At 64.2% G+C, this 22829-nt stretch carries 21 protein-coding genes; 14 read left to right on the top strand and 7 right to left on the bottom strand.

Annotated elements, in window-relative coordinates; all coding sequences use genetic code 11:
• The first annotated feature begins 40 nt into the window (after positions 1 to 40).
• The 3 genes from fabB to F812_RS0108640 all read left to right on the top strand — a co-directional run bounded on the left by fabB (position 41) and on the right by F812_RS0108640 (position 3224).
• Positions 41 to 1276, top strand: a complete 1236-nt coding sequence (gene fabB, locus F812_RS0108650) for a beta-ketoacyl-ACP synthase I (RefSeq protein WP_026867961.1) — start codon at positions 41 to 43, stop codon at positions 1274 to 1276.
• A gap of 131 nt (positions 1277 to 1407) precedes the next feature.
• A complete protein-coding gene (gene fabI / locus F812_RS0108645; protein WP_020085572.1) occupies positions 1408 to 2277 on the top strand; it encodes an enoyl-ACP reductase FabI in 870 nt (289 codons plus the stop codon).
• Positions 2278 to 2366: 89 nt separating this feature from the next.
• Complete coding sequence (locus F812_RS0108640) at positions 2367 to 3224, top strand: glutamate racemase (RefSeq protein ID WP_020085571.1); 858 nt, start codon at positions 2367 to 2369, stop codon at positions 3222 to 3224.
• Positions 3225 to 3238: 14 nt separating this feature from the next.
• Here the strand turns inward: F812_RS0108640 and F812_RS23215 are convergent, their stop codons facing one another.
• Positions 3239 to 4444: a cyclic nucleotide-gated ion channel gene (locus F812_RS23215; protein WP_020085570.1), complete on the bottom strand. Its 1206-nt coding sequence runs from the start codon at positions 4442 to 4444 to the stop codon at positions 3239 to 3241.
• 132 nt (positions 4445 to 4576) lie between these two features.
• On the opposite strand from F812_RS23215, the gene F812_RS0108630 reads away from it, so the two are divergent.
• The 11 genes from F812_RS0108630 (at position 4577) to gcvA (ending at position 17294) form a co-directional block, all read left to right on the top strand.
• Complete coding sequence (locus tag F812_RS0108630; RefSeq protein ID WP_020085569.1) at positions 4577 to 5131, top strand: thioredoxin family protein; 555 nt, start codon at positions 4577 to 4579, stop codon at positions 5129 to 5131.
• Positions 5132 to 5393: 262 nt separating this feature from the next.
• Entirely contained in the window at positions 5394 to 5657 is a 264-nt protein-coding gene (rpsT, locus tag F812_RS0108625) for a 30S ribosomal protein S20 (RefSeq protein ID WP_020085568.1), read from the top strand.
• Positions 5658 to 6288: 631 nt separating this feature from the next.
• Complete coding sequence (locus F812_RS0108620) at positions 6289 to 6759, top strand: rhodanese-like domain-containing protein (RefSeq protein ID WP_245257655.1); 471 nt, start codon at positions 6289 to 6291, stop codon at positions 6757 to 6759.
• A 101-nt stretch (positions 6760 to 6860) separates the two neighbouring features.
• A complete protein-coding gene (gene dnaA, locus F812_RS0108615; RefSeq protein ID WP_020085566.1) occupies positions 6861 to 8414 on the top strand; it encodes a chromosomal replication initiator protein DnaA in 1554 nt (517 codons plus the stop codon).
• 357 nt (positions 8415 to 8771) lie between these two features.
• Positions 8772 to 9890, top strand: a complete 1119-nt coding sequence (gene dnaN / locus F812_RS0108610; protein ID WP_020085565.1) for a DNA polymerase III subunit beta — start codon at positions 8772 to 8774, stop codon at positions 9888 to 9890.
• A gap of 223 nt (positions 9891 to 10113) precedes the next feature.
• A complete protein-coding gene (gene recF / locus F812_RS0108605; RefSeq protein ID WP_020085564.1) occupies positions 10114 to 11313 on the top strand; it encodes a DNA replication/repair protein RecF in 1200 nt (399 codons plus the stop codon).
• Between the two features lie 168 nt (positions 11314 to 11481).
• Positions 11482 to 13920 (top strand): DNA topoisomerase (ATP-hydrolyzing) subunit B, encoded by a 2439-nt coding sequence (gene gyrB, locus F812_RS0108600; protein ID WP_020085563.1) that lies wholly within the window; start codon positions 11482 to 11484, stop codon positions 13918 to 13920.
• A gap of 13 nt (positions 13921 to 13933) precedes the next feature.
• Positions 13934 to 14332 (top strand): hypothetical protein, encoded by a 399-nt coding sequence (locus F812_RS23210; protein ID WP_020085562.1) that lies wholly within the window; start codon positions 13934 to 13936, stop codon positions 14330 to 14332.
• A complete protein-coding gene (gene pip / locus F812_RS0108590; RefSeq protein WP_020085561.1) occupies positions 14329 to 15282 on the top strand; it encodes a prolyl aminopeptidase in 954 nt (317 codons plus the stop codon). The genes F812_RS23210 and pip overlap by 4 nt, the downstream gene beginning before the upstream one ends.
• Positions 15283 to 16083 (top strand): oxygen-dependent tRNA uridine(34) hydroxylase TrhO, encoded by an 801-nt coding sequence (trhO, locus tag F812_RS23205; protein ID WP_020085560.1) that lies wholly within the window; start codon positions 15283 to 15285, stop codon positions 16081 to 16083.
• Positions 16084 to 16331: 248 nt separating this feature from the next.
• A complete protein-coding gene (gene gcvA / locus F812_RS0108580) occupies positions 16332 to 17294 on the top strand; it encodes a transcriptional regulator GcvA (RefSeq protein ID WP_040498092.1) in 963 nt (320 codons plus the stop codon).
• Here the strand turns inward: gcvA and F812_RS23200 are convergent.
• The 6 genes from F812_RS23200 to hslV all read right to left on the bottom strand — a co-directional run bounded on the left by F812_RS23200 (position 17278) and on the right by hslV (position 22753).
• Positions 17278 to 17997 (bottom strand): hypothetical protein, encoded by a 720-nt coding sequence (locus tag F812_RS23200; protein WP_020085558.1) that lies wholly within the window; start codon positions 17995 to 17997, stop codon positions 17278 to 17280. The genes gcvA and F812_RS23200 overlap by 17 nt on opposite strands.
• Before the next feature lie 138 nt (positions 17998 to 18135).
• Complete coding sequence (locus tag F812_RS0108570; RefSeq protein WP_020085557.1) at positions 18136 to 19194, bottom strand: WD40 repeat domain-containing protein; 1059 nt, start codon at positions 19192 to 19194, stop codon at positions 18136 to 18138.
• A gap of 252 nt (positions 19195 to 19446) precedes the next feature.
• Positions 19447 to 20760 (bottom strand): ATP-dependent protease ATPase subunit HslU, encoded by a 1314-nt coding sequence (hslU, locus tag F812_RS0108565; protein ID WP_020085556.1) that lies wholly within the window; start codon positions 20758 to 20760, stop codon positions 19447 to 19449.
• Between the two features lie 10 nt (positions 20761 to 20770).
• Entirely contained in the window at positions 20771 to 21088 is a 318-nt protein-coding gene (locus F812_RS0108560; protein ID WP_020085555.1) for a DMT family transporter, read from the bottom strand.
• A gap of 49 nt (positions 21089 to 21137) precedes the next feature.
• Positions 21138 to 22187, bottom strand: coding sequence for a YdbT family protein (locus tag F812_RS23195; RefSeq protein WP_020085554.1), 1050 nt, complete (start codon positions 22185 to 22187; stop codon positions 21138 to 21140).
• Positions 22184 to 22753 carry an ATP-dependent protease subunit HslV gene (hslV, locus tag F812_RS0108550; protein WP_020085553.1) on the bottom strand — a complete coding sequence of 190 codons (570 nt, stop codon included), beginning with the start codon at positions 22751 to 22753 and terminating at the stop codon, positions 22184 to 22186. The genes F812_RS23195 and hslV overlap by 4 nt, the downstream gene beginning before the upstream one ends.
• Positions 22754 to 22829 lie beyond the last annotated feature (76 nt).

Below are 22829 nucleotides of genomic sequence, written 5' to 3'. Positions count from 1 at the left end.
CGGGGGCTTGCATTGGGGCGGCGAGGAAGGGGTTTTGTCGATGAGACGAGTGGTCGTCACCGGCATGGGCATCGTGTCCTCGATCGGGAACACGACTCAAGAGGTGCTCGCCTCGCTGAGAGAAGGCAAATCGGGCATCGTTCGGGCGGATAAGTATGCCGAGCTCGGATTCCGGTGCCAGGTGCACGGGGAGCCCAAGCTCGATTGGGAATCTCAGGTTCCGCGCAAGCCGAAACGCTTCATGGAAGCCGGCGTGGGCTGGAACTACATTGCTATGGATCAGGCGATCCGCGACTCGGGCCTCGAGCCCGGCGAGGTCGTGAACGAGCGTACCGGCATCATCATGGGCTCTGGCGGCCCGTCCACCCGTGCCATCGTCTGGGCCGCGGACACCACCCGCCAGAAAGATCCCAAGAAGGTGGGGCCGTTCGAGGTTCCGAAAGCCATGTGCTCGGGCCCGTCCGCCGCGCTTGCCACCAGCTTCCAGATCAAGGGTGTCAACTATTCGATCTCCTCGGCCTGCGCCACGTCTGCTCATTGCATCGGCAATGCGGCGGAGCTGATTCAGTGGGGCAAGCAGGACGTCATTTTCGCCGGAGGATGCGAGGAGCTGGACTGGACGCTCTCCGTCCTCTTCGACGCCATGGGCGCGATGTCGTCCCGTTACAACGACACGCCCGCAACGGCGAGCCGCGCCTATGACAAGAATCGCGATGGCTTCGTGATCGCGGGCGGCGCAGGCGTCCTCGTTCTCGAGGAGCTGGAGCGCGCCAAGGCTCGCGGCGCCAAGATCTACGGTGAGGTGGTGGGCTACGGCGCGACCTCGGATGGCCACGACATGGTGGCGCCCTCCGGAGAAGGCGCGGCCCGCTGCATGCGTCTCGCCATGAAGGGGCTGGACGGCAAGGGCCTGAAGCACGCGGTCGATTACATCAATCCGCATGCGACGGCGACGCCTGTCGGCGATCAGAAGGAAATCGAGGCCATCCGCGAGGTCTTCGCTGGCCAGACCATCCCGAAGATTTCCGCAACGAAGTCACTTACGGGACATTCTCTTGGCGCCATCGGTGTACAAGAGTCCATCTTCTCGCTGCTCATGATGAACAATGGCTTCATCTGTGAAAGCGCTAATATTGAGGAGCTGGATCCCGCGTTTGAGGATATGCCGATTGTTAGGAGTCGCATCGACAACACTGAGCTTAACTGTGTCATGTCGAATAGCTTCGGTTTCGGCGGAACAAATGCGACTTTGATCTTTAACCGCTACGATGGCTGAATTCTTGCAAGGGTTCGCGCCATAAGGGGCAATCTCGCCCCCTAAGGACGGCCCTGGGCATGAGAGTTTATAATAAGGGACGCGGCTGGTTTGAGATCGGCCGCAAATTTGGTGTGAGTGCGAGGACGTCGATGGCCGATTTTGATGTTGCCAAACCTGGACCGCTGCTGGCTGGCAAGCGCGGCCTCGTCATGGGTGTTGCGAATGACCGCTCGATCGCCTGGGGCATCGCGCGGGTGCTGGCTGGCCAGGGAGCCAAGCTCGCCTTCACCTATCAGGGTGATGCGTTCGGCCGCCGTGCCATTCCGCTCGCTCAGTCGGTGAACTCCGAGATCATCGTTCCCTGCGATGTGTCAGATCTGGCCAGTGTCGATGCCGCCTTCGACGAGATCAAGAAGAAGTGGGGCACGATCGACTTCGTGGTCCACGCCCTCGCCTTCTCCGATCGCCGCGAGCTGGCTGGCCGTTATGCCGATACCACCCGCGACAACTTCACGAACACGATGGTCATCTCGTGCTTCTCGTTCACCGAGATCGCTAAGCGCGCGGCGGCCCTCATGCCGAACGGCGGATCTCTGCTCACCTTGAGCTACGGCGGCGCCACGCGTTGGGTGCCCTCCTACAACGTCATGGGTGTGGCCAAGGCCGCGCTCGAGGCCAGCGTCCGCTATCTCGCGGCTGACTTCGGCACCCAGGGCATCCGCGTCAACGCGCTCTCGGCAGGCGTCATGCGCACGCTCGCCGGCGCCGGTGTCTCGGACGCGCGCGTGATCTTCAACTATCAGCGCGACCACGCCCCTCTCCGCCGCACGCCCACGCTCGACGAGATCGGCGGCGCCGCGCTTTACCTGCTGTCGCCCCTGTCGGGCGCCGTCACGGGCGAAGTGCACTTCGTCGACTGCGGCTACAATACGGTCGCCATGCCGACCCTCGATGCTCTCAAGGCCGCCGACCAGGAGGCCAGCGCTGCCGGGCGTCCGCCGTCCGAGGCCGCCGAGTAGTCTCGGCATTCTGACGTCGCGCGCCAGGTTCCGGAGCGGACGCCAAATCGGTTGACCCGAAAGGCGCTTCCGCGCAAACAAGGGGCCCCATGATTGGTGTCTTCGATTCCGGGCTTGGCGGCCTGACCGTTCTGCGCGCGCTGAACCAGCGCTTTCCCGAGCTGTCCTTCGTCTATCTGGCCGACCACGCGCACGTGCCCTACGGCAACCGCGCGTCCGAGGAAATCATCGAGCTGACGCGCGCCGCCGTCGAGACGCTGTTCCGGCGCGGCTGCAAGCTCGTCCTGCTCGGATGCAATACGGCAACCGCCGTCGCGGCCCGCCGTCTGCAGACCACCTGGCTGCCGGCCACGCATTGGAAAGCCGAAGGCCACAACGTCGTCGGCATCGTCGCCCCCACGGTGGAAGCCGCGACCCAGACGCCCTGGGCCGTCACCACGCCCCAGTATCCGCAGAAGTTTCTCACCGATCGTATCGCCGTCTTCGGCACCACGCGCACCATCGCCTCCAACGTCTACGCCGAGGAGATCAGGAAGCGCTGCCCGAAGGTGACCGTCATCCAGCAGGTGTGCTCCGAGCTGGCTGGCGCGATCGAGCAGGGCGCCAACGAGGTTGAGCTCGAGCGCTTGGTCGAAGACGGTATCGCGGGCGCGATGGAGCAGGCCGGTGGCGAAGCCCCCCATCGCGTCATTCTGGGGTGCACCCATTTTCCGCTTGTCGAGCATCTGTTCCGGCGCCATCTGCCGGCAGCGACGCGCATTCTCTCCCAGCCCGACATCGTCGCCGACAGTCTCGAGGACTATTTGTCCCGCCATCCGCGCTACAAGGGCGAGGAGGGTGCATCTCCGGGACTCGTGCTGCTGACGACGGGCGATCCGGAAGAGGCGAGCGCACGTGCGCGGGTGTTTGCTGGCGAAGGTCTGCACTTCACGCGCCTCGACGTCTAATCCGCACGGCGGATTTAGGTCGCGCCTTCCCGCCGCAGCTGCGCCTTGCGCCGCAGATAGTCGCCGATCTCCGGGCTCACCACCTCCAGCCGGTGAAAATCCTCGCTGTGAAGCTTGAGAAGCCGGCACTTGGAGCGCGTCACGAACGAGCCTTGCGAGAACTCCTGCTCCAGCATCGCCACGACGCCGAAGAAGTCGCCCTTCGAGTAGACACGCTCGCCCTCGGGCGTCCGGAGCACCACCTGGCCCGAGGCGATGAAAAACATGGCCTGCCCCGCAGTCCCCTCGCCCAAAACCTCCACGTTGGGCGGCAGGTTGTGGGCGTGAAGCAGCGGCATCACCTTCTCGACCGCCCCCGCGTCGAGCTCGGCCAGCAGTGGAATGCGCGACATCAAGGACCAGGTGACGACGAAGTCGCGACGTCCGAGCTCCTGCGCGAAACCCGCCGAGATGATCGCAACCGGCAGCGCGAGAATGCAGAGCCCCGTCACCATCACCACCGAGCCGAACAGCCGCCCGAGTGGCGTCACGGGCGCCACGTCGCCATAGCCGACCGTCGTGAGGGTGGCGATCGCCCACCACGCCGAATCCGGCACGCTGCCGAACTTGTCGGGCTGGGCTGCGCCTTCGATGTAGTAGATGCCGGTGGACGCGAACAGCACCACCGTCATGAGCAGTAGCCCGGCGCCGATCAGCGCGCGCTGCTCGTTGGCGATCACGCGCAGCAACGTGTGCAGGGCGGGCGAATAGCGCGACAGCTTGAAGAAACGCAGAAGGCGCAGCGCCCGCAGTACGCGCAGGTCGACGTTGAGCAGCGTTCCGAGAAAGAACGGGAGGATCGCGGCGAGATCGATCAGCAGCGCCGGGCGCAGCGCGAGCTTGAGGCGCGCCTTCCAGGGTGGCAGCCGCTTGAGAAACGGCACTTCGACTGCCGTCCAGAGACGCAACCCGTATTCGAGGCTGAAGATCGCGACCGACAGGATCTCGAAAAAGTTGAAGAAGGGATCGTAGGCATCCGAGAGCGACGGCACGGTCTCCGCAACGAAGGCTGCGATGTTGAGCAGGATGAGCGCGACGATCGCGCCATCGAAGATCCGGCTGGCGCGGCTGTCGCCGTGGCCCACCTCGATGATCTCGAAGACCCGTCTGCGCAGCGAGACGTGAGGGCGTCCCCCGCCGCGCGGGCGCTTCGCCGGACTGATGTCGCGCTTCTGATCCATGCCCTCTCGGCCCCTCGCCACGTGAGGGACGGGAGTCTAAGCTTCTGCCATGAAGCTGTCTCGCCCCCGTGATCGCGCTGCCCTCGGGCACTTTCTGATCACGCGATGTGGCAAAATCCCGGAGATCTGAAAATGGCGGAATCGACCCCTGTCTGCGATTTCGGCTGGAAGGCGCCCGCCTTCCGCCTGCCGGCGACCGACGGCAAGACCTACACGCTGGAGGAGCTGCGCGGGCCGAACGGCACGCTGGTCATGTTCATCTGCAACCATTGTCCCTATGTTCAGGCCATCCTGGACCGGATCGTGCGGGACGCCGCAGACCTCGCCAGGCTCGGCATCGCGAGCGTGGCCATATCGTCGAACGACGTCGCCACTTATCCCGAGGACAGCTTTCCGCGCATGAAGGAGGTGGCGGAGGCGCTCCGCTTTCCGTTCCCTTATCTTTTCGATGAAAGCCAAGAGGTTGCCCGCGCCTATGGGGCGGTCTGCACGCCGGATTTCTTCGGCTTCAACCGCGACCTCGAGCTTCAGTACCGCGGCCGCCTGGATTCGAGCCGCAAGGACGCCGCGCCGCCGGACGCCCGCCGCGAGCTGTTCGAGGCCATGAAGGGGGTGGCCGAAACCGGCCGTGGCCCGGCCCACCAGATCCCGTCCATGGGCTGCTCGATAAAGTGGAAGGGCGATTGAGCCGCCGGGGATAGGGTTAAGCGAAAGTAACCCCCCTGAACGCCGCAGATCCCCCTGAAAATGGCCAAATGCGTTGACCGCAGACGGCCAGCACAGCTATAGACCTGCCACTCATCCGCTCGGAACGCGTGTTTCGGGCGGCGAATGCATTTGAGCCCGCGCTAGAACCGCGGGCAGCGCCCGGGCCGAAACTCGGTCGTGGGACCAGAGCCATGGAGTGTGGCCCCAGAGCGGGGAGCCTCCGAAGAGAAGGATAGCGTTTATGGCCAATACGAAGTCGGCAAAGAAGGCAGCTCGGCAGATGGTGCGCCGGACTGAGGTCAACAAGAACCGCCGTTCGGCGGTGAAGACGGAAGTCCGCAAGGTCGAGGAAGCGATCGCGTCCGGCAACAAGGATGCCGCCGCCGCTGCTCTAAAGTCTGCCGAGCCGGCTCTCGCACGCACCGCGCAGAAGGGCATTTTCCACCCCAAGACCGCTAGCCGTAAGGTTTCTCGCCTCGCGCAGCGCATCAAGGCGATGGCCTGATCCCTGAATCTTCCCACGACTCTTTCGCGCGAATATTTATCAGCAAACAAAGTGTGTCGTGTTCGCAACAGGGAAGGCCGGGAGGCGGAATCGGCGCTCCCCGTCCAAAGCCTCTAAGTGGCGGAAATTTTGGGCGACGGCCGCGCAGACAGGCCATCCTGGATCTTCAGGCAACCCATCCTCCGCCTACCCTCCAAACAAAAAAGCAGACCCGCGGCGCTCGACATACGAGCGCCGCATTTCGTTTCGGGCTCCGCTCGCCCTCTGTCGAATTGGCTTTCAGCTCAACGAGTTTCCCCACTGCACCTGTGGAAAGGACTCAAGTTTTCCACGTTGCACCCACCGCCCGTTCAGCCATTCGCACCCCGGTTCTCCACCCGCCCCTACGCTTGCTAAGAGGTTACCAACCCGTTAAAAGAGTCCTTGTCAGCGCGACGGAACTTCTAGGGCTGATATGTCCAGTAATGTTCCGCCCACGACTCAGGGTTTGGTTGCGTAGCGTCATCCTGAATTCTTCAGTATTTCAGTGGAGTACGAGTATCCCGCTAGTTTTGCGGGATGCGGGCGTTCTTTTACTGAAGCAATACTGGGGTGTGTTTACATTAACTGTGCCAGTTGGGGACAATAGTTCTTGCTGGCCAGACGTGCGGTCGAGGGTAAGGGTTTGAGCGACACCGGCAAAATCGAGGATGTGCCCGCTGCGGAAACTTGGGAGCATCTTAAGGATAACGCCGAGGCTGTTCTGGTCGATGTGCGGACACGAGCGGAATGGGCGTTTGTCGGTCTTCCCGATCTCAGCACGCTGAACAAGCGTGTGGTGACTGTCGAGTGGCAGACCTTTCCCGATAACCGGATTGATCCGGGGTTCGTCGAAAAGTTGAGCGGACTACTCGATGGGGCCGGCGTTTCGAAGGACACAGAGGTGTTCTTCATATGCCGGTCGGGGGCACGCAGCCGATCGGCTGCAGCGGCAATGGCAGGCGCTGGCTATACGCGCTGCCGCAACGTGGCGGAAGGTTTCGAGGGACCCCTCGATACCGACCACAGACGAGGGCACGTCTCCGGTTGGAAAGCGGCCGGGCTGCCTTGGCGGCAAGGATAGAGGCGTCTGGAAGGAATGGCGTCGCCCGTTTGGGCGAATGAGCGGCGCCGTGGAAGTTCTGCCTTGCGGAAGGCGGATGCAACATAAGTGCGGGGTACAAAATGCAAGCGATTTCCAAAGCGGAGCTATCTTTTTCGGCACCCGAGCGGACAGTGCGGGGACCTTCGGGTTCGCTCGCCGTCAGCGACCAGAAGCCCGTCGAAGGCACTGGTACGGAGGGTAAGGGTGCCAAGGTGCGCGCAACGCTTCGCGCCCGCCTCGGTGACGACATCTACACGAGCTGGTTCAACGCGCTCGAGTTCGACGAGTTCGACGGCAAGACCGTGAAGGTCTCCGTACCCGTCAAATTCCTCCGCAAGTGGATCCAGTCTCATTATCTGGACGAGTTGCTCACCTGCTGTAAGGCCGAGTTCAAGACGGCCGAGCACGTGGAAGTCTCGGTTCGCCAGCCGGGCAGCAATCCCGCGCGCAACACGCTTCCCCAGGCAGAGCCTGTCGCCGCCGCGCCGCGTGAGGCCGTGGCCGAGCCGCGTGCACTCGGTTCGTTCGAGCCGGTCCGTATGCCGGTCGTCCGTCCGGTCGCGGGTCGCACCAGCATCGACGGCTTCGAGGGCTCGCCGCTCGATCCCCACCACACCTTCGACAATTTCGTCGTCGGCACGTCGAACCGCATGGCCCATGCCGGTGCCGTTCAGGTTGCCGAGACCGTTCTGACCGACAGCCCGGCCTTCAATCCTCTCTATCTCTATTCGTCGGTCGGCCTCGGCAAGACGCATCTTCTCCAGGCCATCGCCTGGGAGGTGAAGCGTCGCGCCCAGAACGCGCAGGTGCTCTATCTCACCGCCGAGCGTTTCCGCTACCAGTTCGTCGAAGCGCTCCGCGCCCAGGATCCGCTCTCCTTCAAGGAGAAGTTCCGCTCGATCAACATGCTCCTGATCGATGATCTCGAGTTCATGCAGGGCGAGAAGACCGAGCAGGAGTTCGACCACATCATCAACGCTCTGCTCGATGGCGGCCGTCAGGTTGTCGTGGCCTCTGCCCGTCATCCGGCACAGATCGAGCGGCTGAACGAGCGCATGCGCTCGCGTCTCCAGCGCGGCCTCGTGGCTGAGATCGGTGGATTCGATTACGAGCTCCGCATGCGTGTTCTCGAGCAGCGTCTGGCTGAGAAGCGCGCCATCGATCCGGCTTTCGAGCTGTCGCGCGAGGTCATCGAGATCCTGGCCAGTCGTCTTACGGAAAGCGGCCGCGAGCTGGAAGGCGCGGTCAACCGCCTCTACCTCACCTGGCAGCACATGCGCGCTCCGATCACGCTCGACATCGCCGAGACGGTCGTGCGCGACCTGTTCCAGGGCGTCGAGCCGCGCCGCATCAAGATCGAGGACATCCTTCGCATCATCTCGCGCCACTTCGGCGTCTCGAAGGGTGATCTGCTCTCGCAGCGTCGTCATCGCTCCGTAGTCTGGCCGCGCCAGATCGGCATGTATCTCGCCAAGCAGTTGACCCACCGCTCTCTGCCCGAGATCGGCCGCCGCTTCGGCAACCGCGATCACACGACGGTGCTCCACGCGATCCGCAAGATCGAGGGCGTGATCGCTGGCGATGCGGGTCTCCGCGACGAGATCGACGAGCTTAAGAAACTCCTCAGCCACTGATTGTAGTGTGCTGGGAAGATTAGGGATTTGAGCAACGGATGTGGTGTTACGAGGGAGATCGGCACCACGTCTAAGCGGGGCGGGAGCGGCGTCTTCGGATGCTGCTCCCGAAGTTTTTTCTCCGCCATGCTCGAAAATCGCGCCAACGGGTGCGAAACCACCCTAAGAAATAGGGGGCGACCCCTTGAAATTGCGGCCATGATCGGGGCAAGTTGTGCGTCGCACGCCATTTTCTTTCATCCATGACGAAGCTGAGTCTTTCATCCCTCTGGCCGTCGGAGGAACGATGGCTCACCTTTGGTCCCACCTGCGATCTGGCCCCGGCGAGGGCAGGACTCGCAACTGTCGAGGCAACCGATGCGGCTTGTGATCGAACGCGGTGAACTTCTGAGGGCGCTCGGGCATGTGACGAGCGTCGTCGAGCGCCGCACGACGATTCCCATTCTCTCCAACGTTCTCCTCAAGGCCTCCGGCCAGGCGCTCGAGCTCAAGGCTACCGATCTCGAGCGCGAGGTGATCGAGGAAGTGCGTGCCGAAGTCGGCGCGCCCGGCGCCGTCACCGTGCCCGCTCACATCCTGCACGACATCGTCCGCAAGCTCCCCGAAGGCAGCCAGGTGGACATCCGCCGCGATGCCGAGAAGGAGCGTTTGACGCTGGCCGCGGGCTCTGCCCGTTTCGCGCTGCAGACGCTCGGACCTGAGGATTTTCCGGATCTCAATGCCGGCGACCTCGGTCATTCGTTCGAGGTTGCGGCCAAGGATCTGAAGCGCCTGATCGACAAGACGCGCTTTGCGATCTCCACCGAGGAGACCCGCTACTACCTGAACGGCATCTTCTTCCACATCGCCGAGTCTGGAAAGACGCCCATGCTGCGCGCCGTCGCCACCGACGGCCATCGCCTCGCCCAGGCCGAGCTGCCGCGTCCCAAGGGCGCGGAGGGTATGCCGGGCGTGATCATTCCGCGCAAGACGGTGCACGAGCTCGGCCGCCTCATCGAAGAGAGCGCCGACACCGTGAACGTCGCTGTCTCCGCGTCCAAGGTGCGCTTCGAGATCGGCTCCGTCACGCTCACCTCGAAGCTGATCGACGGCACCTTCCCCGACTACGGCCGCGTTATCCCGCAGGGGAACGACAAGGAGCTGCGCGTCGAGAACGCCGATTTCATCAGCGCGGTGGATCGCGTCTCCACCATCGCGAGCGAGCGCGGCCGCGCCGTGAAGCTCAACCTTTCGCAAGGCAAGCTCGTGCTCTCGGTCAACAATCCCGAAGGCGGCAGCGCGACTGAAGAGATCGCGGTCACCTATACGGCAGCGCCGCTCGAGATCGGCTTCAACGCCAAGTATCTTCTCGACATCGCGGGACAGCTCGAAGGCGAGGAGGCGCGCTTCCTGCTCGCCGATCCTGGCTCGCCCACCATGATCCGCGGCGGCGAGGATCAGACCGCGCTCTATGTTCTGATGCCCATGCGCGTCTGAGCGCCGGATCGACAGGCGGCGAGCGGCACGGGGCACATCGAAGCGAGCAGGAAGCGGCGCCATAACGCCGCTCCAGCCGCTCCCTTGGAGTTGGCCGTCGAGAAATACGTCATCCCGGCGGAGATCGGGATCCAGACACGCCTCGAGGTTTCGCAATGCTCTCCAATGCAACGAGGTGAGCGGGAGAGAACACCGCGGGGCACAACGCAAAGAGACAGAACGCTTGGCCTCGGCCACGGAACAGGACACGCCGAACGCCACGCAAGTCACTCCCCGTCTTTGGGTCGAGCGGCTCGCGCTCACTGGCTTTCGCAACTACGCGTCGCTCAATCTGGAATTGGCCGCGACGCCCCTGGTGCTGACGGGGCCCAACGGTTCCGGCAAGACCAATGTGCTCGAGGCCGTCTCGCTGCTGGCGCCCGGCCAGGGTCTCCGTCAGGCGCCGTTTTCCGATCTCGGACGCGCGGGCGGTGAGGGCGGCTGGTCCGTCTCGGCGCGCGTGCACACGGCCTTCGGCCCGGTGACGATCGGAACCGGCCAGATTGCTTCCGAAGGACAGAGCGAACGAGCGGGCGGACGCCTCGTTCGTATCGACGGCGAGACGAAAACCGGCTCCGGCGCGCTCGCCGACTATGTGGAGATGGTCTGGATCACACCCGCGACCGATGGGCTGTTCACCGGAGCGGCCTCGGAGCGCCGCCGTTTCCTCGATCGCCTCATCCTCTGCTTCGATCCGAGCCATCGCACGCGGGCTGGCCGCTTCGAGCGGGCCATGGCCCAACGCAACCGTTTGCTCTCGGATGGCGTTACGCGCGGCGCTCAGCTCGACGGCCTCGAAATCATGATGGCGGAGATGGGCATTGCCATCGCCGCCGCTCGCGCCGAGGCGGTGGCGGCGCTCTCGTCAGTGATCGACGCCCGCCGCGAGCGAGATCCGGGCTCGCCGTTTCCCTGGAGCGTCGTCGGCCTAGAAGGAGCCGTGGACCGGGATCTTGCATCGCGCGCGGCTGTGGATGTGGAGGACGGATATGCCCGCCTGCTGCGCGACGTGCGCGAGCGGGACCGCGGCGCGGGCCGCGCCCTTGATGGTCCGCACAGGAGCGACCTCGCCGTCTCGCACGGCCCGAAGGCCATGGCGGCCAAGCTCTGCTCCACTGGCGAGCAGAAGGCGCTGCTGATGGGCCTGCTCCTGGCGCACGCCGAGCTCGTCGCCGCCCGCCGCGACGGCATGACGCCGATGCTCTTGCTCGACGAGGTGACGGCTCACCTCGACGTCGACCGCCGCGCGGCGCTGTTCGACGAATTGCTGCGCCTCGGCACCCAGGCATGGATGACGGGTACGGATCATCAGGCCTTTTCCAGCCTCTCGGGAAGGGCTCAGTTCTGGCGCGTCGAGCAGGGCACGGTGGTGCAATCCGCCTGACCTGCACGCTCCCCGTTCCGGCCTTGCCGACGCAGGCCAGCAACATATTGATTCTCTGATCGTTTTAGGTATGGGAGAAGGCCCGGGAAACGCGCTTTTTTGCGCCGTTTCCGGCTGTCATATGGTAGACTTCCAGTCATTCAGGAGCAATCTCGCGACAGGGACCGAATGAGCGCTGAGCCCGCCAAGAAATCACCCGCGCCCGAGGACTACGGCGCCGACAGCATCAAGATGCTCAAAGGCCTCGAAGCCGTGCGCAAACGCCCGGGCATGTACATCGGCGACACCGATGACGGCTCGGGTTTGCACCACATGATCTACGAGGTGGTCGACAACGCCATCGACGAGGTTCTGGCCGGCCATGCCAAGTCGTGCGAGGTGACGCTCAACCCGGACGGCTCGTGCACCGTGCGCGACGACGGCCGCGGCATTCCGACCGGCATCAAAAAGGACGACGACCAGGAGCCGAAGCGATCGGCGGCCGAGATCGTCTTCACCGAGCTTCATGCGGGCGGAAAGTTCGATCAGAACTCCTACAAGGTCTCGGGCGGCCTGCACGGCGTGGGCGTGTCCGTCGTCAACGCGCTCTCGACCTGGCTCAAGGCCCGCATCTGGCGCGAAGGCAAGGAGCACATCATCGAGTTTCGTGACGGCGTCGCCGTCGCGCCGCTCAAGGTCGTGGGCGATGCCAAGGACAACCGCGGCACGGAGGTCACCTTCCTGCCGAGCCCGCAAACGTTCTCCAAGGTGGAGTTCGACTACGCCACGCTCGAGCACCGCTTGCGCGAGCTCGCGTTCCTGAATTCCGGCGCCAAGGTGGTGCTGACCGACAATCGCCATGCAGACGTGAAGCGCGAGGAATTCCTCTACGACGGCGGCACGGCCGCGTTCGTGCGCTTCCTCGACCGCTCCAAGCAGGCCCTTATTTCCGAGCCGATCATGGTTCGCGCCGACAAGGATCGCGTCGGCGTCGAGGTCGCGCTCTGGTGGAACGACAGCTACCACGAGAACGTGCTCTGCTTCACGAACAACATTCCTCAGCGCGACGGCGGCACGCACCTTGCGGGCTTCCGCGGCGCGTTGACCCGTGTGATCAACAAGTACGCAGTCGATAGCGGCATCGCCAAGAAGGAGAAGGTGGATCTCTCCGGCGAGGACGCGCGCGAAGGTCTCACCTGCGTTCTCTCCGTGAAGGTGCCTGATCCCAAGTTCTCGAGCCAGACCAAGGACAAGCTGGTTTCCTCCGAAGTGAAACCTGTTGTCGAAAGCGTCGTCTTCGAGGAGCTCGCGGCGTGGTTCGAGGAGCATCCGAAGGAAGCCAAAGCCATCGTCGGCAAGATCGTCGAGGCAGCCCTCGCACGCGAAGCGGCCCGCAAGGCGCGCGAGCTGACGCGGCGCAAGAGCGCTCTCGATGGCCTGCGCTTGCCCGGCGGTCTCGCCGAATGCCAGGACCGCGATCCGTCGAATACCGAGCTATTCATCGTCGAGGGCGACTCGGCAGGCGGCTCGGCCAAACAGGGCCGCAAGCGCGAGTATCAGGCCGTTCTTCCGATCCGAGGTAAGATCCTGAACGTCGAGCGCGCGCGCATCGACAAGATGCTCTCCTCCGAGCAGGTGACCAACATCATCGGCGCGCTCGGCACGGGCATTCGCGACGACTTCGATCTTTCCAAGCTGCGGTATCACAAGATCATCGTCATGACGGACGCCGACGTGGACGGCGCGCACATCCGCACGCTGCTGCTCACGTTCTTCTATCGGCAGATGCCCGAGCTGGTGGAGAAGGGCCACGTCTATATCGCCCAGCCGCCGCTCTACAAGGTGAGCCGCGGCAAGAGCGGCACCTATCTCAAGGACCAGCGCGCGCTCGAGGACTATCTGATCGACAGCGGCCTCGAGGACACCGTGCTGGTGGCGGGCGGCTCCGAGCGCGGGGGCAAGGATCTGCGTGACATCGTCGATCAGGCGCGCGGCATCGTCGGCCTCATCGATCAGCTACACTCGCGCTATTCGCGCCTCATCGTCGAGCAGGCGGCCATCGCGGGCGCCTTCGATCCGGTGCTCCTGCAGTCGTCGGATTCGGCGAGCGCCGCTGCAAACACGGTCGCTGCGCGCTTGAATGAGGTGGCGGAGGAGACGGAGAAGGGCTGGTCCGGCGTCTACGGCAACGACGGCTTCCTGTTCCGCCGCGAGGTTCGCGGCGTTACCGAGGCGCACGCTCTCGACCGCGCGCTGCTGGCTTCCCTCGATGCGCGCCGCCTGAACGAGAAGCGCGCTCATCTGGCGGAGGTCTACGGACTCGGCACGAAGCTGCGCCGCAAGGCGGAGACGCTGCATATTCTGGGCCCGCGATCGCTCCTCAACGCGATCTACGAGGCCGGCCGCAAGGGCCTCTCGCTTCAGCGCTACAAAGGTCTCGGCGAGATGAACCCGGAGCAGCTCTGGGAGACGACGCTCGATCGCGACGTGCGCACGCTGCTGCAGGTCAAGATCGGCGACGTGTCCGAGGTGGACGAGATCTTCTCCAAGCTGATGGGTGACGTGGTAGAGCCGCGTCGCGAGTTCATTCAGGAGAACGCCCTCACCGTCGCCAACCTCGACGTCTAGAGGGTGTCCGCCGATGACTAGGCCCTCATCGGATGTCATCGCCTGGAAATATGCCAATCTCTTCATCAGCGACGGCGCGCCCGAAAAGCCGTCGCTGATGTCGCTTTTTACGGGCAGCTCCGTCGATTGGCTGCGACGAAGGATGGGTGGCCTTTGGGTCGGCGGCGCGGTGACGCTGACGCGTGACGCACTGAGCTTCGGTCCGAATGCCTTGAACGAAGCGGTGCATGGGGGAGATGTCTCCAAGACTCTGGAGCTTGCGCGGGTCGTGAGCGTGGGAGAGCGCTTCGGCTGGCTCACCCGCATCGTGGACGTGCACAGTGACGATGGGGAAACCTTCACCTTCCGCTGTTTCGGCGCCCGCGCCTTCGCGGCTAACATCCGCCACGCGCTTGAGACCCTCCGCACATGACGAGCCCCGATGCCGCCCCGCCCCGGCCCTTCGATGCCGTCATGCTCGACGTGGGCGATGGCCACTGGATCTATGTCGAGGAGGTGGGCCGGCGCGGAGGCATTCCGGCGCTCTTCCTGCATGGCGGCCCCGGCAGCGGAGCGCAGCACAGCCATCGCCTTCTGTTCGACCCCGACCGCTTCCACGCCATCCTGTTCGATCAGCGCGGCGCAGGCCGCAGCCATCCCTATCTTTGCACGGAAGCCAATACCACCCAGAATCTCGTCGCCGATATCGAGCGCATTCGCACCCATTTCGGTTTCGAGAAGATGCTGATCGTCGGCGGCTCGTGGGGCTCCACGCTGGCGCTCGCTTACGCCGAAACCTATCCCGAGCACGTGTCAGGCCTGCTCCTGCGCGCAGTCTTTCTCGGCACGGACGCGGAGGTGGACTGGGCGTTTCGCCGGGCGCCGCAGGAGCTGCGTCCGGATCTCTACGAGAATTTCGTGGCTGCCTTGCCCGAAAGCGAGCGCTCCGACCCGCTCAAGGCCTATGTGGTGAGACTTTTGAATCCCGATCCGGCTGTGCGCGGCCCGGCGGCTCGGCAATGGCATCAGTTCGAACGCACGCTCTCAGAGTTCGCGCCCGGCGTGACCACGCTTCCTGAAACGCTTCCAGAGGAAGGCCGCATTCCGCCGACACCGGTCATGGAAGCCCACTACATCGCAAACAGTTTCTTTCTTGCGCCCGGCGAGCTTCTTGACGGGGCATCCCGTCTCGGCTCAATTCCGGGTGTGATCGTCCAGGGGCGCTACGATCTCCTCTGTCCGCCGCGCGCAGCTTACGAGATCGCGAAACGCTGGCCGGGCTGCCGGCTTGAAATCGTCCCCGGCGTCGGTCACGCCATGACCGAACCCGGCGTGTTCGAGACCATGAAGCGCGCGGTCGACAAACTCTCAGGCAAGAGCTGAATGTCCGTTACCGTTACAGCGTTTTACAAGTTCGTCTCGCTCGCCGATCTCCCCGGTCTGCGGGAGATCTTGCTCGCGCGCGCTCGCGACACCGGCATCAAGGGCACGATCCTGCTCGCACCCGAAGGTATCAACGCCACCATCGCGGGCACCGATGAAGCCATCCGCGCGTTTCTCGCGGATCTGAGGGCAGAAGCGCGCTTCGCCGATCTCGTGAGCAAGGAGTCCTACGCGGACGAGATCCCGTTTCGCCGCCTCAAGGTGAAGATCAAGCGCGAGATCGTGACGTTACGCAGGCCGGAGGCCGATCCGTCGAGGCAGGTCGGCACTTACGTCAAGCCGGAGGACTGGAATGCGCTCATCAAAGATCCGGATGTGATCCTGATCGATACGCGCAACGCGTATGAGGTCGGCATCGGCACCTTCAAGAACGCGATCGATCCTCGCACGCAGTCATTCGGGGAGTTTCCGGATTACGTGGCCGCGAACCTCGATCCCGCGAAGCATCCGCGCGTCGCCATGTTCTGCACCGGCGGCATTCGATGCGAGAAGGCGTCGGCGTTCATGCTCACCCAGGGGTTTCCGGAGGTTTACCACCTCGAAGGCGGCATCCTGAAATACCTGGAGACGATTCCGCCCGAGCAGAGCCTGTGGGAAGGCGAGTGCTTCGTGTTCGACGAACGCGTGGCGCTTGAGCATGGCGTGAAGCCCGGCAAGCACGTGATGTGCAAGCTCTGCGGCTTTCCCGTCGCGGCCGGCGCACCCGAATGCCCGAACTGCTCAGCCGGCGACGAGCTTTAAGCCCGCGATCGACGCGATACGCTCATTCTCCCGGTCTCGATCGCGCCGCGTCTCGCGCACGCTCGCGTGAACCTTTCCTACGCGGGCCGAACAGTACGAGGTCTTCGAAAAACTGGATAAGCGCATTGAGTGCGAGCAGCATGCCGCCCTCCATTCGTTGTGATGTCGAGCGGAGTGTGAGGCTGCAGGCCGAAGCGGACAAACGCCGTTGCTTTACACCACATGTAAGTTTTTGTTACACGTAAGGCATGAGCCGAAGCCTGCCCTCCCTCAACGCCTTGAAGGCTTTCGAGGCCGCTGCGCGTCACGTGAGCTTCACGGCGGCCGCGGGCGAGCTCAACGTTTCGCACGCCGCCATAAGCCGTCACATTCGCGAGCTGGAGGATTGGCTCGGAACGAAGCTGTTCGTTCGCACCGGGCGCGGCGTCGAGCTGACAGAGCGCGGCAAGAGCTACGTTGCCGATATCACGCGGAGCTTCGACCTGATCTCCAGCGCGACCGACAGCATATCGGCGCGCCGCCGGCGCAGGCGGCAACAGCTCGTCGTCAGCGTCGAGCCATCGTTCGCCGCGCTATGGCTCGTGCCGCGTCTGGGACGCTTCACGGCCGCTCATCCCGAATATGACCTCGTTCTGGACTCGGCGGATCGTCTGGCCGATTTCGCGCGCAATGAGGCGGACGCCGGAATCCGGTATGGCATGGGAAGCTGGCGCAATGTGGCGTCAGACCTGCTCGTCAAGACCGGGATCACACCGGTTTGCAGCCCCGCGATGCTTCGGGGCGGAAAGCCGCTCACCCCCGCCAGCTTGCAGCCGAGCCTTCTGCTTCAGGAGGAATCGCGCCGCTATTGGAAGGAGTGGCTGGAGGAAGCCGGGCTCGCCGATCGTATCGCCCCCGAAGGCCCGACGTTGAACGGGCATCTCACCATACCCGCCGCCGAAGCCGGGCAAGGTTTTGCCCTCGCCGACGAGATCATCGCGGGAGACGCCCTCGTAGGCGGTCGGCTGGTGCGTCCGTTCGCGATCGCGGTGCGAAAGTATGGGTATTACTTCGTGCGCGATGCGGCGCGGAAGGAAACCAAGGCAATGGCCGCGTTCCGCACATGGCTGAAAGGCGAGATCGAGCAGACCGCAGACGCCGTCGCGCGCATCGCATCCTCGCTCGCGGTAGAGAAGGCGCCATCGAAACCCAGGTCTAGTCGGGCCAGATGACGCGATAGCGGATGTCGTAGGCGTCGTCCGCCGTTGCGAGGCGCGGCCGGTTGGTTTCGTTGCCGACGTTCGACACGTGCTCCCAGTCGCGGAAATCGGCATCGTGGCCGGGCCGCGCGCCAACTTTGATCAGAAAGATGTGCTCCGGCACGCCCGGCATCTTCAATTCCAGAATGCGCCAGGACGAGCGGTAGGTGAGCTCCACCGTTCCCGCGATGACCTGCCGCTCGCCGTCCTTTCGCACGACACCCGCGTCCATCGTCGCCGGCATCGTATTCTTCTCGGTGAAGAGCGAGACATCGAGACCGCGCTCGGGAACCGATGCGCCGGCTGGCAGGCGGATCTCGAACGCCAGACGCGGAGAAGCCCCGCTCGGGTTGAGAATGGGGCTGAACCAGTAGAGCACGCCCACCGTTCCGGCGACGAGCCCCGCGATGCCGGCCAGTACGATCGGCAGGCGGATAGCCACCGCTTTGCCGGTTACTTTCGCGCCGCTTTTGAGCCGAAGCGCGAGCCAGACGCCGATGATGAGACCCAGCAGGCCGCCGATGGGTCCGAAGGTGAACACCGCGATCATGCCGCGCGCGCCTTCGAAATCGGTAACGCCGTAGTAGCCTCCGAGCACACTTGCGAGCACGGCGGCGAGAACCCATCCGATGGCAGCGCCGAAGAGGCCGCCGAGAAGCGCGATGATGTTGGTCATGAGAAATCCGGACAGGCAGGAACCGCGCATCCGGAATGGAGCGTGGCAGTAAGATCGAGCCCCATGTCTGCCATGCGTGCGCTGCGCCCGCCAGTTCCCTGAGGAACTGCGGGCCGGGGGTGTGAGAGGTGTGTCGCGCTACTTAGCGGCCGTTGCCGCCTCCGGCAGGTTCCACACTTTCGCGAGGCCGTCGAAAGAGCTGGTCAGAAGCTGCCGTCCGTCCGGGCTGAACTCGGCCGTATCGACTTCCTTGGTATGCTCCGTCAGCACCGCGAGCGGCGCCCCGGTCGCCGCATCCCAGACGCGTGCCGTCTTGTCGTGCGACGCTGTCACAACCAGCCGCCCGTCGCGATTGTAGGCGGTGACCGAGAGAATGCGCTTGTGCCCGCCTTCCAGCGTCACGAGCAGAGCGCCCGTATTGGCGTCCCAGATCTTGGCCAGCTTGTCGGCGGCGCCCGTGATCACGTGCTTGCCGTCCGGGCTGAAAGCAACGCGCAGCACGGCCCGCGTGTGTCCGCCCGCTATCGTGAGCAGCAGCGCACCCGTCTTGCTGTCCCAGATCTTCGCTGTCTTGTCCGTCGAGCCGGTGACGATGCGACCTCCGTCCGGGCTGAACGCGGCATAGCTCACCATGCCCGTGTGACCTGAAAGAGTGTGCAGCAGCTTGCCCGTCTTCGCGTCCCACACGCGTGCGGTCTCGTCGCTTGAAGTCGTGATCAGAAGGCTCGAATCCGGGCTGAACGCGCCCCAAGTGAGATAAGCATCGTGGCCGGTGAGATCAGCGATCGCAGCGCCGCTCTTTCCGTCCCAGAGCTTCGCGGTCTTGTCGTGGGGAATGGTCACGATGCGGGTGCTGTCGGGGCTGAACTCTGCGTGCTCCACCATCAGCTCGTGACCGCCGAGCACCGCGATCTCCTTGCCGGTGGTTGCGTCCCACAAGCGCCCGGTCGCATCGCGCGAGGCCGTCACGATCAGGCTCGAATCCGCGTTGTAGGCCGCGTGCCGCACGGCTTCGGTATGGCCTGTGAGCTTCAAAAGCTCCTTTCCTGATTTGGCGTCCCACACGCGCGCGGTGTGATCGGCGGAGGCGGTCAGGATGCGGCTTCCGTCCGCACTATAGGTGGCCGACCAGACGTCGGCATCATGATCGGAAAGGGTGAGAACGGAGACGAGCTTCGTCTCCTCAGCCACAGCCATGCCCACGGCAGAAGCCAAGAGCAAGGAAAGAGCGGTCGCGCATAAGGCGCCTCCGCGTTGAAATCGAGCCATCCTGCGCCTCTCCGGTATTGTTTTATTATACCGTTACTTTTATGCGGCGCGTTTTACGGGGCAAGATTTTTCGAACCTGAGGGGAGGAGAGAAGGCGAAGCTGACGCGGGAATTTTGCCCGATTTTCGCATCGCGCCCCGCAACGTCGGAAGGCGAGAGCGCGATGCGGCCATCGGAGATCTAAAGAATGAACTTCGAAAGATCGGTGTTCTTGGCGAGCTCTCCGACACGCTGCGTGACGTAAGCGGCATCGATGGAAACGGTATCGCCGCTGCGGTCCGAAGCCTCGAACGAGATCTCGTCGAGCACCCGTTCCATCACGGTCTGCAGCCGCCGCGCGCCGATGTTCTCGACCGTGGAGTTCACGAGCACCGCCGTGTCCGCGAGCGCGTCGATCGCATCCTCGGTGAAGGTGAGCGTGAGGCCTTCGGTCGCCATCAGCGCGGTGTACTGCTTGATGAGGCTCGCCTCCGGCTCCGTGAGAATGCGGCGGAAATCCTCCCGCGTGAGCGCCTTGAGCTCGACACGGATCGGCAGACGGCCCTGCAGCTCCGGCAGCAGGTCGGCCGGCTTCGCCACATGGAATGCGCCGGACGCGATGAAGAGCACGTGGTCGGTCTTCACCGGCCCATACTTGGTCGAGACGCTGGTGCCTTCGATCAAGGGCAGGAGATCGCGCTGCACGCCCTCGCGCGAGACTTCCGCGCCCGAGCGCCCGGTTTCGCCCCGCGAGCAGATCTTGTCGATCTCGTCGAGAAACACGATGCCGTTGTTCTCCACGGCGCGGATCGCCTCGCTCGTGATTTGCTCGTTGTCGATCAGCTTGTCGCTCTCCTCCGCGATCAGCAGCGTGTGGCTGTCCTTCACGGTGATGCGGCGCGGCTTCGTGCGTCCGCCCATCATCTTGCCCAGCATGTCGCCGAGGTTTATGGCGCCCATGGAGGCGCCCGGCATGCCGGGGATATCGAGCATCGGCAGCCCGGCGGCGGATTCGGCCACCTGGACCTCGATGATCTTGTCGTTGAGCTCGTTGGCGCGCAGCCGCTTGCGGAACGACTCCCGCGTCGTCGGCGAGGCCGTGGGGCCGACCAGCGCATCCAGCACGCGCTCCTCGGCGTTCTTCTCGGCCTGCGCGCGCACCTCCTTGCGCTTGGCTTCGCGCACGAGCGAAAGGCCCACTTCCACCAGGTCGCGGATGATGCTGTCGACGTCGCGGCCGACGTAGCCCACCTCGGTGAACTTCGTGGCCTCCACCTTGAGGAAGGGCGCTCCGGCGAGCTTGGCCAGGCGGCGGGCGATCTCGGTCTTGCCGACGCCCGTCGGGCCGATCATCAGAATGTTCTTGGGCAGCACCTCGTCTTTCAGCGGCCCCTCGATCTGCTGGCGCCGCCAGCGGTTTCTGAGGGCGATCGCAACGGCGCGCTTTGCGTCTCCCTGGCCCACGATGTAGCGGTCGAGCTCGGAGACGATTTCGCGAGGAGAGAACGTGGTCATGGGGAATTGCCTAATCGGTGACGAGCTTGAGCCCGATGATGGACATGATGAGCAGAGATAGAAAAACCATGCGCCAAAGCGTCACCGGCTCGTTGAAGAAGAAAATGCCGACAACGACCGTGCCGAGCGCGCCGATCCCGCCCCATGCCGCATAGGCGGTGCCGAGCGGGATGCTTTCCGAAGCTTTGGTGACGAAGAAGATGCTGACCACGGCGAGCGCGAGCACGAGAAGGGTGGCGAACGGCTTGGTGAAGCCTTCCGTGAAGCGCATGGCCGTCGTGAATGCGATCTCGAACGCACCGGCGAGCATCAGGTAGATCCAACCCATGAGTGAGCTCCGAAAGAGACGTCAGATCCCCGGTAGGGGGACAGGGTGATCATCGCGCATCCGTCACATGGGTCGGTGGCACGTATTGGACGAGAGGGCCGAGCGGCAGCAGCGGCAACAGAGTGCGCCGCAGCGACCGCCAGCCCGCCGACAGCCCGAGCACGAGCACTGCGAGGCCGAGTAGCGTGAGCGAAAGCCCCATGTCCTCGGCGATGTTTTGCGACACCAGATAACCGATAGCGATACCGGCATAAGCGAGTCCCGAGATCAGGAGCGCGCGCCGGTCGATGATGAGCGCGACGATGCCGAGCAGCGCGAATACGGCGAGGACCGCCAAGGATTGCGCGCCGTTGATGTTGCCCATGTCGCCGGCGATCAACGGCACGGCGGCGTGCACGATCATGGGAGCGGCGAGCATATGCAGCCAGAAGGCGATGTCGGAGCGCCGCGTGCGCCGCATGGGGTCGCTCGCATCGACGCGCACGGCGATGGCGAACACGAGAAGCCCCAGCACAGCGACCAGGAGGCCATAGTTGTCGCGCGTCCAGTCTGGAGCCGCGAGCGAGAGTGCGGCCGAGAGCGTGCAGACGACGCCCGAGGCCGCGATCGCCCAATCGATCGGAACGCCGAACCGCCGCTCGTGCACGATTGCCGCGAGCGATGCGCCGATGCCGGAGAACAGAAGCGAAGGCTCGCCGCCGAACAATCCTCCGCCGAACGTGCCGCCGACGAATGCCCCGGCGCCAGTAAACATCAGGGCCAGAACGATAGAAGGCAGTGCGAGGCGCATCCGGCGCGAGAAGAATTCGGAAAGCCCCCAAGCTGCGACCAGCGCCACGATGGCGAAGCCGCCGGGAAATCCGACCTGGCTCGCGAGCCCGAACAGCGCGCCCACCAGAAGCAGCACGCCGATAGAGACGAAGACGTCGTTGAAGCCGCCGATCAGGCGGAATTTCTCGTCGTCGGGATCGGCGCCCGGCTCTGCGGGCTCTGGCGCCCGCTGTGCGCGGCTCCGCGCAAGATCGCGAAGGCTTCGGGCCTGGGCAGCGTCGATGATGCCTTGCGCGACGGCAGCCTCGATATCCTCGTCGCGTATCATTTCGAATCCAGGCTTTCGACCACGAGGTTCGAGTTGGTGTAGACGCAGATCTCGCCCGCGATCGCCATGGCGCGCCGTGCGATGGTCTCCGCATCGAGCGGCTGGTCGAGCAGCGCGCGGGCCGCCGCGAGAGCGTACATGCCGCCCGATCCGATGCCCATGACGTGATGCTCGGGCTCCAGCACGTCGCCGGTTCCGGTCAGCACCAGCGTAACGTCGCGATCCGCGACGATCATCATCGCTTCGAGCCTGCGCAGGAAGCGGTCCGTCCGCCAGTCCTTGGCCAGTTCCACGGCCGCGCGCATGAGCTGCCCGGGATATTGCTCGAGCTTGGCTTCGAGCCGCTCGAACAAGGTGAACGCATCGGCGGTTGCACCCGCAAATCCGGCAATAACGCCGCCTTTACCGAGCTGGCGCACCTTGCGGGCATTGGCCTTGATGATGGTCGCGCCGAGGCTTACCTGACCGTCGCCGGCGATCACCACCCGGCCGCCCTTGCGAACCGTCAGGATGGTGGTCGCGTGCCAGGAGGAGCTGTCGGCGGAGTTGAGCTGGGTCTGAGACATGGAACCTGACGCCACGGATGAAGGATGAGGCCCCGAAAGCGCTGCGGGCAGCACTGGAACGGGACCCCTGAAGCTG

This window comes from Hyphomicrobium zavarzinii ATCC 27496 (genome assembly GCF_000383415.1).
Lineage (GTDB): Bacteria > Pseudomonadota > Alphaproteobacteria > Rhizobiales > Hyphomicrobiaceae > Hyphomicrobium_C > Hyphomicrobium_C zavarzinii.
Note: the sequence above shows the minus strand (reverse complement) of the source record. Positions and strands in the feature narration are given on the sequence as shown.